Raw genomic sequence first — 12187 nt, 5'->3', positions numbered from 1 at the left:
GGCCTACTCCTTGGCGACGCGTTTCATGTCCGCATCCATCATCATGCGGATCAAGGTATCCAGATCGGTCTTTGGCTTCCAGCCAAGTACGCGCTGGGCTTTGGCCGGGTTGCCCAGCAATACTTCCACTTCGGCCGGGCGGAAAAACGCCGGGTCGATTTTCACAAAATCGCGATAGTTCAGGTCGACGTGGTCGAAAGCGATCCGGCACATTTCGCGCACGGTGGTGGTCACGCCGGTGGCGACCACGAAGTCATCGGGCTTGTCTTGTTGCAGCATCAGCCACATCGCTTCGACGTAGTCGCCGGCAAATCCCCAGTCGCGCTTGGCGTCGATGTTGCCCAGACGCAGTTCCTGCTGTTTGCCCTGCTGTTTGCCCTGCTTGATGCGGGCGGCGGCGTCGGTGACTTTGCGGGTCACGAACTCAATGCCGCGCAGGGGGGATTCGTGGTTGAACAGGATCCCGCTGCTGGCGTGCAGGTTGAAACTTTCGCGGTAATTCACAGTGATCCAGTGGCCATACAGCTTGGCCACGCCGTACGGGCTGCGAGGGTAGAACGGGGTGTTTTCATCCTGCTGCTCGGCTTGGATCAGGCCAAACATTTCGCTGGTGGATGCTTGATAAAAACGCGTATGCGGACTGAATTGACGAATGGCTTCGAGCAGGTGAGTCACGCCCAGGCCGTCAACGATGCCGGTGGTGACCGGTTGGTCCCAGGAGGCGGCGACGAAGCTTTGCGCGGCCAGGTTATAGACCTCGTCCGGGGCCGACTTGATGACCGCGCGCTGCACGGAGCAGGCATCGGCCATGTCGCCGTCCAGGTAAACAATGTCGCCCTCGACGCCCATCTCACGCAGGCGCCAGCGCGAATCGCTGCTGCGTCGCGCCACTAACCCGTGGACTTTATAACCCTTGTCGAGCAGCAGTTTGGCCAGATACGCGCCGTCCTGGCCGGTGATCCCTGTGATCAGTGCACTTTTTGTCATTCTTGTCGTACTCGCTTCTCCCAGTCGGACAGGATCGCCCGCAGGGATTGTTGTGTTGTGATTTCAGGCGCCCATCCTGTGGCCTGGACCAGCTTGGCAGAGCTACCACAAACGCGACGCTGATCTGCGCGGCGAAGGCGTGTGGGGTCTTGAATCAATTGCATGTCGACCTGGGCGAGGTCCCCCAGTTGTTGGATCAAACTGCGAATGCTCTGCTCGTGCCCCGAGCAGATGTTGTAGACCTGTCCCGTCACGCCCTTTTCCAGCAGCGCCAGGTAGGCCGAAATTACGTCGTTTACATCCAGGAAGTCGCGTGTGACATCGACGTCACCGACTTCCAGTTGCGGCGCTTGCAAGCCTTGTTTGATTCGGCTGATCTGCCGGGCGGCGCTGGCGATGACGAAGCTGTCGCTCTGGCCGGTGCCAATGTGGTTGAACGGGCGGGCGACCATGACCGGCCAGCCTTCGCTCAAGCCCCATTGCAGGCTCAGGAATTCCGCCGACAGTTTGCTCACGGCGTAGGGATTGCGCGGGCACGGTGGCTGGTGTTCGGTGATGGGCAGATCGGTTTCACTGACCTGGCCGTAAACGTCGCCAGAGCTGACGTATAGAAAAGTACCGTTGAAGCCTCGGGCCTTCAGGGCTTGAAGCAGATTCAGAGTGCCGAGCAAGTTAATGCTGAGTGTGCGCGCCGGATCGCGGAAGGCTTCAGGAACGAAGGTCTGGCCTGCCAGGTGAATGACCGCGTCGGGCATCTCGGGCCACAGGCTTTCGAGACTGCCTGGCTCAGCGAGATCGTAACGTGAAGGGGCAGGCAGAAGCGCCCAATCCGAGGCATCAGCGTTCAGGCGAGATTGGATGTGTTGTCCGACGAATCCACTGAGACCCGTCACGAACAGACGCTTTTTCAAACAGCAGCCCCTTGGTCATTCATTTCGTCCATTCCCCACAGATTTTAAGGAGAGGTCTGACAGACCAGATGGATTACCGGGTCGAAAGACAGGCGAAATATTTTTGTTGTAGTTGTTTGGTAGCCAATCTGTGCCAATTGCTCGGCAATTTCAACAGGTCCAACCGTGACCAGTCAGTTCTCATTAGAGTCACCCGCTTTATTCTCGCCGGGCGGTTCACGAATCCTCAATGGATGTGTTTAGAATGCCCCTCGTCACGATAACCGGTGTTTGTTTGGGATCTTCCGAGACTCCGCGAATCCGACCATTAAAACAAGAACGTAGACGGGCAAGAAGACGATGGGCGATGACTGGCGAACGCTGGCTCGATCCATGGCTTTGCCGTCATAGAGTGGGGCTGCCGGGATGGCGGTTTCCTCGTGGGATGCCATGAATTTCATTCTTTACTCGGACGTCAACGACGGCTCTATCAGCCACAGCCTCGGTCGTCCCGAATACAGTTACTACTTCGTGCTCAAGGCTTATCGCCCGGTGCTCGAAAGCCTTGGGCGCGTGCATGTGGTGTCCTCCACCGCCGAGGTCGATCCCCTCTACAAACAGCTGCTGGCCGCTGGCGAAGACAGTCTGTTCCTGTCATTTACGCCGCCGCAGAAAACCCCGAACGACCTTGAGTGCCCGACGATCTGCGTGGTGGCCTGGGAGTTCGACTCGATTCCCGATGAGCAGTGGGACAACGACCCGCGCCAGGACTGGACGCAAATGCTGGCGCGTCAGGGCCGGGTGATCACGCTCTCCACTCATACCGCCCGGGCGATTCGCAAGGCCATGGGGGACGACTTCCCGGTGCTGGTGTTGCCCACGCCGTTGTGGGAAAACTTCGCGGACATTCGCCGTCAGCACACCAGTGTCCCGGTGAACGCCGGTTCGACGCTGGAGATCAAGGGCTGCATTTTCGATACGCGTACTCTCGGGCTCAGCGCCGATGCACTGATTCCCGTGGTGCCGACCGCCGAGGAACTGGCCGCGCGCGAAGCCGAGCTGGAGGCGTTGAAGCCACCGCCGCTGACACTGAAACGCCGCTTCGTGATTGCCCGGCATTACCTGCACATGTGGCGCCGGAACATGGGCAAAACGCTGCCGATTCCGGTGCATCGCACGCACTTTCTGAGCCAGTGGTACTGGGAAGGCATTCGCGATTTGCTCTCGGATGCGGCACATGCTCGAGTGGCCGAATACCTGCCAGCCATCGCCGGCCCGCAGACGATTGCCGTGCCAGAGCCTGAACCGCGCCAATGGCCAGACACCACCTCGTTGGTAGAAACCCGGGTCGACGGCGTGGTCTACGTCACCGTGTTCAACCCGCGTGACGGCCGCAAGAACTGGCATCAACTGATCACCGCATTCTGCTGGGCCTTCCGCGAAACGGCTGATGCCACCCTGGTGCTGAAGATTACCCAAAGCGATCTGTCGTCCTATTACGACGAGCTGATGACCTTGCTCGCGCAGCTCTCGCCATTCGCCTGTCGGGTGGTGGTGATGCACGGTTACCTGGACGATCCGCAATACGCCCGGCTTTATGAAGCCGCCAGTTACTACGTCAATGCCTCGCGCTGCGAAGGCCTGTGCCTGCCGCTGATGGAGTTCATGGCCAGCGGTAAACCGGTGATCGCTCCGGATCACACGGCCATGGAGGATTACATCGATGAGCGCGTGGCGTTTGTGGTCAAGTCCAGCGAAGAACTGACCATCTGGCCGCAGGACACGCGGATCATTTACCGAACGCTGCGTTATCGCCCGGACTGGGGTTCGCTGAAAACCGCTTACGAAAACAGCTACCGGATGGCCAAGGCGCAACCGCAGGAGTATCAGCACATGTCCCTTGCCGCCGTCGAACGTATGCACGACTACTGCGCTTTCGCTCCGGTGCAGAAACGCCTGGCGGATTTTTTCGGGCTGGCGCCACAGGTGTTGCCGGCAGTGAACGTGACGGATAACGCCGCATGCTGATCATCATTCATTCGGAAACCAACCAGCACACCATTGCTCAGAATCTGGGGCGTTCGGAGTACAGCTATTACTTCGTGCTCAAGGAGTACCGTCCGGTGCTGGAACGATTGGGGCGAGTAGTAGAGGTCAGCGACCCACAGACCGAAGTCGATGCCTTGTACCTCGACTGCCTGGCCCGTGGTGAAGACTGCGTGTTCCTTTCGTTCTCGCCGCCGCATCGCACACCGATCAATTTCGCTTGTCCGACGCTGCCGGTGTTCGCGTGGGAATTCAGCACCATCCCCAACGAACCCTTTGCCGGTGATCCGCTCAATGACTGGCGCACCGTGTTGCGGGCATCGGGTGCGGCGATTACTCATTCCAGCTACACCGTTGATGCAGTGCGCGAGGCGATGGACGCCGACTATCCGATCGTCGCGGTGCCCGCCCCGGTGTGGGACCGGTTTTCCGAGCGAGGTGCGCAATTGCAGCGTCAGCCTCTGGCCCACCAGGTGCGTTTGAAGATCAAAGGGTTGCTGGCAGACAGCCGCGAACTCGACTTGCGAGCCTTTGGGCCTGCGTCATCGCGCGACGGTGTGGGCATCGATTTCGCGGCCCCGCCGAGTGAGCACGAGTTGGTCCTCGACGGCGTGATTTACACCTCGGTGTTCAACCCCGGCGACGGACGCAAGAACTGGGAAGACATGCTCAGTGCCTTTTGCGTGACGTTTCGCGAGGTTGAGGACGCAACGCTGGTGCTCAAACTGACGCACCACGATGCCGAAGAAGCGCTGACCGACATCCTTCACCACTTGTACAAAAACCAGTCTTACCGCTGCCGGGTCGTGCTGATTTACGGCTACCTCGCGGATGCGGATTACGAGCGTCTGGTGCAGGCTACCAGCTACGTGGTCAACACGTCCTACGGCGAAGGCCAATGCCTGCCGCTGATGGAGTTCATGTCCTGCGGAAAACCGGCAGTGGCGCCACGGACCACGGCGATGATCGATTACCTGGATGCCGAAAATGCGTTCCTGATCGACTCCACCGATGAGCTCACGGCCTGGCCCCATGACCCGCGCCGGGCGTTTCGTACCCTGCGTTACGTGACCAATTGGGCGTCGTTGTGCCGGGCTTACCAATCAAGCTATGACGTGGCCAAGGGTGACCCCGACCGTTACGCGCAGATGTCCGTGCATGCCGTGGCCAGCCTCAAGAAATTCTGCAGCCAGGCCACCGCCGAGCAGCGGCTTAAGGTGTTTTTTCAGCACCTGTTCGAGCACCGTGCCGTGGAAACCCCTGAGGCATGATTCGCGCATTGGTCAGACGTTTCTTTCCTGAGACGAAAGCCGAGCCCGCGCCGTTGCCGGTAGAGCCGTCCTGTGTGTCGCCAAGAGATGTGGGCTTGCACGATGCAATGCATGACGGCTGGTTTTCGGGCGACAGCGGCGAATTGCTCAAAGGGTTTGCCATTACCGCCGATGACACCGTGCTGGATGTCGGTTGTGGCGAAGGGGTCGCGACCTTGTTTGCGGTGCGTCAAGGCGCGTCGGTGATCTTCACCGACAGTGAGCACGACAAGGTTCGCGATCTGGCGCGGCAAGTGGATGCGCAGTCGGATAAAGCCAATCTCGGTCTGGTCAGCAACAGCCTGCCACTGCCGCTTGCCGATGGTTGTGCGAGCAAAGTCGTGTGCATGGAAGTGCTGGAGCATATCGAGCAACCAGAACCGTTCATGGCCGAGTTGGTGCGTATGGGCCGACCCGGTGCGCTGTATCTGCTCAGCGTTCCTGCGCCGGTCGGTGAGCATTTGCAGAAAGGCATCGCCCCCGCGAGCTACTTTCAGTCGCCCAATCACGTACAGATTTTTACCCCTGAACGCTTCGCCGCACTGGTCGAGGACGCGGGGTTGGTGATCGAGCATCGCCAGGCCACCGGGTTTTTCTGGGTGATGGGCATGATCTTCTTCTGGGCCAGTGAGCGTGCCGCCGGGCGCGATCTGGGCGGCGCAGTGCGTGACCGCATCCAGGCACCGTACCCGCCGCTGATGGAAAGCTGGGCGAAAACCTGGCAGGACTTGCTGGCGCAACCCAACGGTTTGGCGATCAAGCAGATGCTCGATCAGTTCATGCCCAAGAGCCAAGTGATCATCGCGCGCAAACCGGTGGATACCGATGCAACGTCCAGGAGGACGGCATGAGTAATGACAAACGGATCATGGACATCGAGTTGTTGCGCGGCATTGCGGTACTCGGCGTGCTGTTTCATCACCTGCAAGACAGCCTCTTTGCAGCCTCGGTGCCTTTGCTGCAAACCATCACCGCGTTCGGTCAGCCATGGTGGGGCGTTGACCTGTTTTTCGCGATCTCCGGATTTGTCATCGCACGCAGTTTGATCCCGGCGTTGCAAGGTTGCAGCACCCGTCAGGAGTACTGGCAGCAGACGCGCAATTTTTGGCTGCGCCGGGCCTTTCGATTATTGCCATCGGCCTGGATGTGGCTGGCGCTGATGTTGCTGGCTTGCCTCTTTCTAAACCGCTCCGGCGCGTTCGGTACGCTGCACGCCAACGTGCAGGCGACACTGGCCGGTGTGGCGCAATACGCCAACTTCCGCTTCGCCGACAGCTTCTATCACTACGAATACGGCACCAGTTTTGTGTACTGGAGCCTGTCACTGGAAGAGCAGTTCTACCTGCTGTTCCCATTGTTGATTCTGGTCTGCCGCAAGCATCTGGTCTGGGCCTTGCTGGCGCTGGTCGCGGTGCAATTGTTCACGTTGCGCACACCGATCCTGATGGTGGTTCGCACCGATGCACTGGCCCTCGGCGTGCTGTTGGCGATGTGGAGTGCGCAACCTTCGTACCTGCGCTGGGAACCGACGTTTTTGCGTCGCCCATGGGTCGGTGTTTCGGCGTTGATTGTGCTGTCGCTGGCGCTCAGTTTCATGGCGACTGATCGCTTTACGTTCACCCAATACCGCATCGGTGTGATTGCCGTGTTGTGCGCGGTGCTGGTCTGGGTGGCGTCCTACAACCGTGATTACCTGATGCCACGGGGCTTGCTGAAGAATCTGATGACCTGGGTCGGCAGCCGGTCCTACGGGATTTACCTGATCCACATCCCCGCTTATTTACTGGTGCGCGAATTCACTTTTCGTTTACAGGCTGGCGGGCTACCCAATCCAGCGGGTCATCCGATCCTGACGTTGCTGATGGCTGGCGGCCTGATTGTGCTGCTGAGCGAACTCAACTACCGCTACATCGAAATGCCCATGCGCAACCGCGGCGCCTCGCTGGTCAAGCGCCTGAGCACATCCCGAACAGCCGTCCCATCCTCTGGAGCTACCTCATGCTGAGCCTTTTGAAGAAACTCACGGCGGGCACGCCCGCTCCCGCGCAGCCAGTGGCGGACAAGGTCGAGAAAGTCGACCCGTACATGCTCGGCCTGCACGACGCGATGCTCAGTGGCTGGTTCAATCAGCAAACCGGCGAGCTGTTCACCGGTTTCCCGGTGAGCGCCGATGACACGCTGCTGGATGTGGGCTGTGGTGACGGCGGTAACGTGCATTTCTGCGGCATGCGCGGGGCGAAGATCATCATCGCCGACATCGACGCGGCCAAGGTCGAAGCCACCCGTCAACGCCTCGGCGACACCCCGGCCCGCGACGTCGAATGCCACGTCACCGACTGCAATCCGCTGCCGATTGCCGACGCCACGGCCACCCGCGTAGTGTCCACCGAAGTCATCGAGCATGTGGACGACCCGGCGCAGTTCCTCGCCGAACTGGTGCGTGTCGGCAAACCGGGCGCGCTGTATTTGCTCAGCGTTCCGCACCCGAGCTCCGAAGACCTGCAAAAGGACATCGCCGCACCGGAGTATTTCCAGAAACCGAACCACATTCGCATCATCAGCGAAGAGCAGTTCAAGGCGATGGTCAGCGACGCCGGCCTGGAAGTGCTCAGCCACAGTCAGTACGGCTTTTACTGGTCGATGTGGATGCTGCTGTTCTGGGAAGCCAAGGTTGACTTCAGCAATGCCGACCACCCGTTGCTCAACCACTGGGCCGATACCTGGCAAGCGGTTTTGAGTTCGCCTCGTGGCGCTCAGATCAAGCAGGCACTGGATGCGGTCGTGGCGAAAAGTCAGGTGATCATTGCCCGCAAGCCGATAGCATAGACCCCCAAGTAGCAGCTGCCGGAGGCTGCGTCGGCCGGTCCGCGCTCGGGCGTAGCAGTCGTAAATCCTGAATGCACGGTTTATCTGAAAAACCGCGGTGGCTGATTTTACGACTGCTTCGCAGCCGGACGCAGCCTTCGGCAGCTGCTACAAAGGTCCGCTTTGGCTCAAAGGTTTCTCATGATGTTTTTCACGCGTTTGATCGCCTTGTTGGCGGCGCTGGTGCTGCTCAGCGGTTGCGAGCAACAAGACGCGCCACCGCTCGATCAGCAGCTCTACGTCTGGCAACGGCAATGGACGCCGGCCCATGACGTTGCCCTGCGCGACAGTCGTGCGGACTTTTCGACGCTACGGGTGCTGGCTTTGCAGGCGTTTCCTCAGGCCGGCTGGCGTCGGGCGCGAATCGATCCGGGGCTGCTCAAACGCGATGGGCGGCCGCTGATTGCGGTGATTCGTCTGGATGGTCAGCTCAAGTCGTTGGACCAGGACGAAGTAACGGCGCAGATTCAACAGGTGCTCAGCGACTGGCAAGAGCAGGGGCTGACGTTGTCCGGCGTGGAAATTGACCACGATGCGGGCAACGCCCGACTACCGGCCTATCGAACTTTTCTGGCGCAGCTGCGTGCAGTTTTACCGGCGACTTTGTCGCTAAGTATTACGGCGTTACCGGCGTGGCTGGACAGTCCCGAGTTGCCGGCTCTTCTATTGACTGTCGATAGCAGCGTGTTGCAGGTGCACGCGGTGAGCGATCCAAGACGCGGGCTGTTCGACCCGGATCAGGCGCGAAAGTGGGCCAGAAACTGGAGTCGCCTCACGACGAAACCGTTCTATCTGGCGCTGCCGGCCTATGGTGTGGCCCTGTTGCCAAGCGCCAGTGGCGCACCGGTTGTGGAAAGCGAGGTGCCGGTGGGGCGGGGCGGCGAGCGCCGGGAACTGCTGGCTGATCCGCGGCAACTGAGCACACTTGCCGCTGAATTGCGCGCCGATCCGCCGACTCATCTGGCCGGCCTGATCTGGTTTCGCCTGCCGTTGGCGGGCGACCGCCGGGCCTGGAGCCTGACAACCCTGGGCGCGGTGGCTCGCGGTGATACGCTCGACAGTCGCTTGAGTGTGAAACTTAGTGCGCAAGACGGCCTCTATGACATCAGCATCAGCAACCACGGCAACCTCGACACTGCTTGGCCTGAACGCGTGACCCTGGCCGTCGAGGGCTGTGATGGCGCCGATGCGCTGGCCGGTTATGCGTTGCAACAGAGCCCGGATCTGCTTACCTTCACCCGCCTTAGCGACGGCCGGATAGCGGCCGGTGGACAGCGAGCGGTCGGTTGGGCGCGCTGCACAAAAATTGATCAAGGAGGTTCGAATGTTCACCCGTAACTGGCCCCGCCATCTGCTTTGTTTAAGCCTCAGCTTGCCGCTGGGTTCGGCGCTGGCCTGCGGACCGGATTTCCCGATGCGCTTGCTGGACAACCGTGGACAGTCGCTGGCAGAGCTCCCCGAAGGTAACTTTCAGTTTGAGATCAATCGTCTCGGGCAGGCGATCACGGGGCTCAAACATGTCGCGCAGTCCCCCAACGGCATGGAGGCGGCTGACTACATAGAACAGCGAGACACCGCCGAGCAGGCAGGACTAACGGCGGAACAGCAAGCGCAGGTGAAACAACTGCGCAGCCTGACGGATGCACATCAAGTCGAAGCGCAGGGCACGAGCCTGCCGGCCGAGCTCAGGCTGTATCTGGCGGGCGCTGTGGCGTTCAGTGCGGGCAATCATGGATTGGCCGCCGACTACTTCCGGAAAGTGCTGGCGTTGCCGGCCGATCAACGCGCCTTGCGCAGTACCTGGGCGGCGTACTCGCTGGGCCGGGCGCTGTTTGCCATGAGCGCCGAGGCGCAAGCGTCGCCCGATCTGCTGGCGCAGGCGCGAACGGCGTTCGAGCAGACCCGTCAGCTGAGCATCGACGGCTTCAGCGACCCACTGGAGCTCGGTGTCGCCAGCCTCGGCGAAGAAGCTCGCGTGGCCCGTACCGCCAGCGACTGGGACAGCGCCATCGAACTCTACGCCGCGCAAAACCTCCACGGCTCGGCGGTGGGTTACACCTCGTTGAAGCTGTTGATGGCGGATCTGTTGGCGATGCCGGACGATCAATTGAGCGCGCTGCTCAAGGATAAACCGGTGCAACAACTGGTGACCGCGTCCTTGATCAGCCGCCTGGGCTGGTCATTCGGTGAACAACCAGCGAACGAATTGAAACTGATCAAACTGCTGCAAAGCAGCACGCGCGGCAGCCTGGATAACGCGGATCGATTGGCCGCGATGAACTATCAACAAGGCGATTACACCAGCGCCAAGGCCTTCCTCGAACACGCCGGCGACGGCGGCCTGGCGTGGTGGTTGCGGGCGAAACTGGCGTTGCGCGATGGCGATAAAAACGCAGCGGCTGCGGCGTATGCCAAGGCTGCTCAGGCGTTCCCGCAGAATGAATCGTGGGGTGATCGCCGCACGCCAGACTTTGATTACGAGACGCTTCAACCCAAGTGCCGGGTCGAGGGTGAAAGTGCGATTCTTGCGCTGCAACGCGGGGATTATCTACAAGCATTCGATCAGCTGTATCGCAGTCAGAGTATCTACTGGCTCGATGCCGCGACGGTGGCCGAACGGGTGCTGACCGTCGATGAACTCAAGCATTACGTCGACACGCAGGTGCCTGCGCCACCTCCGTTGAGCCAAGAGGATCGTGACAACTACGTACCGCTTCCGGTGGCAGCAAAATTGCGCAATCTGCTCGGACGCCGATTGCTGCGCGAAGAGCGATACGACGAAGCGCTGGCGTATTTCGACAATGCCGATCTACAGAAAAAAGCCCGGTTGTATGCGCAGCAACGTCAGCTGGCGGACGCCGCGTGGTGGCCGACCAAACGCGCCGCTGCCCTGTTCAATGCAGCCTGGACGGCGCGCGAGTGGGGGATGGACATTCTCGGCTACGAAATGGCTCCCGACTACGCCACGTTTGGCGGCAATTACAGCCTCGAAAACACGGAGCTGAAAGTCGGACCATTAGTCGCCGAAGGTGAAGTTCAGCGTCAGCAAGCCAGTGCCGCCAAACCCGATGAGCGCTATCACTATCGCTTTGTGGCCACGGCATTGGCCAGTCGCGCCGCCGATAACTTGCCTCACACCAGCCAGGCCTTTGCGGCAGTGCTGTGCGCGGCGGCGGGCTGGAACAGTAGCCTTGAAGAGCAAAGTGCCCTGTATCAACGCTATGTGAAGGAAGGACCTTATGTGGATTGGGCGGTGAATTTCGGTCACCAATGCCCTTATCCCGACTTCGAAAATGCCAGCAAACGTTATGTGACTCAGGCAACTGACGCGACGCGTTCGGTTCTGCGGCCTTACAAGCGGCCATTGCAGTACGGCGGTGTCATCGTCGTGACGGCAGTGGCGTTGCTGTTGATCAATCGTCGCCGCCGACGGGAGCAGTAAGGCTTACGCCTGTTGCACGAAGGTCAGCCGCACCGCGAAGCCGATCAACAGGCTGCCAAACAGCCATTGCTGGAGCCGCTGGGCCGAAGGACTGCGTTGCAGCCAACGGCCCAGCGCCGCGCCGACCAGCGCATAGGCGCTGTCGAAGATGAAGCCGACACTGACCAGCACCATGCCGAGGATTGCGAACTGCGTGAGCACTGATCCTGCGTGTGGATCGATGAACTGTGGCAGCAGCACCGAACAGAACAGCAACGCCTTGGGATTGAGCAGATTGGTGAGCAAACCGCGCTGGATCGCCACTGTCCAGCGTGGCTTTGCTGCTGTGGCGTCAGTGCCGTTCAGGTTCGGCAGCATCGTGGTGCGCAGGCATTGAATACCGATCCACAACAGGTACGCGGCACCGGCCAGACGCACCACATCGAAGGTCCACGGCGCGGCCTTGAACAACGCCGCCAACCCCAGCGCGGCCAATGCAACGTGACAACCTCGGGCAATGCCCAAGCCTATCGCGGTTGCCAATGCCGCCGCTTTACCCTGACGGGCCCCGGTTTGCAGCAGCAGGATCATGTCCGGTCCGGGCAGCAAATAAACTACTGCCAGTGCCATGAAAAACAGCCAGAGTCCTGCCATGTTGCGCCCCTTTC

Annotated in this window: 10 protein-coding genes; 7 read left to right on the top strand and 3 right to left on the bottom strand. The window is 60.3% G+C overall.

The features are described 5' to 3' along the window. Positions 1-3: 3 nt before the first annotated feature. Complete coding sequence (locus tag ACWGZX_RS14255; protein WP_452628763.1) at positions 4-987, bottom strand: GDP-mannose 4,6-dehydratase; 984 nt, start codon at positions 985-987, stop codon at positions 4-6. After that, positions 984-1898, bottom strand: a complete 915-nt coding sequence (locus tag ACWGZX_RS14250) for a GDP-mannose 4,6-dehydratase (RefSeq protein WP_452628761.1) — start codon at positions 1896-1898, stop codon at positions 984-986. Before ACWGZX_RS14250 ends, ACWGZX_RS14255 begins: the two co-directional genes overlap by 4 nt. A gap of 429 nt (positions 1899-2327) precedes the next feature. Here ACWGZX_RS14250 and ACWGZX_RS14245 point away from each other — a divergent pair, with 429 nt between their 5' ends. The 7 genes from ACWGZX_RS14245 to ACWGZX_RS14215 all read left to right on the top strand — a co-directional run bounded on the left by ACWGZX_RS14245 (position 2328) and on the right by ACWGZX_RS14215 (position 11540). Further along, the gene (locus ACWGZX_RS14245) at positions 2328-3905 is read left to right on the top strand and encodes a glycosyltransferase (protein WP_452628760.1); all 1578 of its coding nucleotides are present in this window, start codon (positions 2328-2330) and stop codon (positions 3903-3905) included. Beyond that, complete coding sequence (locus tag ACWGZX_RS14240; protein WP_452628759.1) at positions 3899-5194, top strand: glycosyltransferase; 1296 nt, start codon at positions 3899-3901, stop codon at positions 5192-5194. The genes ACWGZX_RS14245 and ACWGZX_RS14240 overlap by 7 nt, the downstream gene beginning before the upstream one ends. Next, positions 5191-6084, top strand: a complete 894-nt coding sequence (locus ACWGZX_RS14235) for a class I SAM-dependent methyltransferase (protein WP_452628758.1) — start codon at positions 5191-5193, stop codon at positions 6082-6084. Before ACWGZX_RS14240 ends, ACWGZX_RS14235 begins: the two co-directional genes overlap by 4 nt. Then, positions 6081-7238 carry an acyltransferase family protein gene (locus tag ACWGZX_RS14230; protein ID WP_452628757.1) on the top strand — a complete coding sequence of 386 codons (1158 nt, stop codon included), beginning with the start codon at positions 6081-6083 and terminating at the stop codon, positions 7236-7238. The genes ACWGZX_RS14235 and ACWGZX_RS14230 overlap by 4 nt, the downstream gene beginning before the upstream one ends. Further along, complete coding sequence (locus tag ACWGZX_RS14225; protein ID WP_452628756.1) at positions 7232-8059, top strand: class I SAM-dependent methyltransferase; 828 nt, start codon at positions 7232-7234, stop codon at positions 8057-8059. The genes ACWGZX_RS14230 and ACWGZX_RS14225 overlap by 7 nt, the downstream gene beginning before the upstream one ends. 180 nt (positions 8060-8239) lie before the next feature. Beyond that, positions 8240-9436 carry a DUF3142 domain-containing protein gene (locus ACWGZX_RS14220; RefSeq protein WP_452628755.1) on the top strand — a complete coding sequence of 399 codons (1197 nt, stop codon included), beginning with the start codon at positions 8240-8242 and terminating at the stop codon, positions 9434-9436. Further along, entirely contained in the window at positions 9423-11540 is a 2118-nt protein-coding gene (locus ACWGZX_RS14215) for a hypothetical protein (protein ID WP_452628754.1), read from the top strand. Before ACWGZX_RS14220 ends, ACWGZX_RS14215 begins: the two co-directional genes overlap by 14 nt. Before the next feature lie 3 nt (positions 11541-11543). Here ACWGZX_RS14215 and ACWGZX_RS14210 read toward each other — a convergent pair whose 3' ends face one another. Next, entirely contained in the window at positions 11544-12173 is a 630-nt protein-coding gene (locus ACWGZX_RS14210) for a LysE family translocator (protein ID WP_452628753.1), read from the bottom strand. Positions 12174-12187 lie beyond the last annotated feature (14 nt).

It is taken from the genome of Pseudomonas sp. CLCA07 (assembly GCF_053615335.1).
Note: the sequence above shows the minus strand (reverse complement) of the source record. Positions and strands in the feature narration are given on the sequence as shown.

Bases quoted from the DNA above. Each gene is read 5' to 3' on its own strand.
- ACWGZX_RS14225 (WP_452628756.1), top strand. From the start codon at position 7,232: ATGCTGAGCCTTTTGAAGAAACTCACGGCGGGCACGCCCGCTCCCGCG.
- ACWGZX_RS14240 (WP_452628759.1), top strand. From the start codon at position 3,899: ATGCTGATCATCATTCATTCGGAAACCAACCAGCACACCATTGCTCAG.
- ACWGZX_RS14235 (WP_452628758.1), top strand. From the start codon at position 5,191: ATGATTCGCGCATTGGTCAGACGTTTCTTTCCTGAGACGAAAGCCGAG.
- ACWGZX_RS14245 (WP_452628760.1), top strand. From the start codon at position 2,328: ATGAATTTCATTCTTTACTCGGACGTCAACGACGGCTCTATCAGCCAC.
- ACWGZX_RS14220 (WP_452628755.1), top strand. From the start codon at position 8,240: ATGATGTTTTTCACGCGTTTGATCGCCTTGTTGGCGGCGCTGGTGCTG.
- ACWGZX_RS14215 (WP_452628754.1), top strand. From the start codon at position 9,423: ATGTTCACCCGTAACTGGCCCCGCCATCTGCTTTGTTTAAGCCTCAGC.
- ACWGZX_RS14230 (WP_452628757.1), top strand. From the start codon at position 6,081: ATGAGTAATGACAAACGGATCATGGACATCGAGTTGTTGCGCGGCATT.
- ACWGZX_RS14210 (WP_452628753.1), bottom strand. From the start codon at position 12,173: ATGGCAGGACTCTGGCTGTTTTTCATGGCACTGGCAGTAGTTTATTTG.
- ACWGZX_RS14255 (WP_452628763.1), bottom strand. From the start codon at position 987: ATGACAAAAAGTGCACTGATCACAGGGATCACCGGCCAGGACGGCGCG.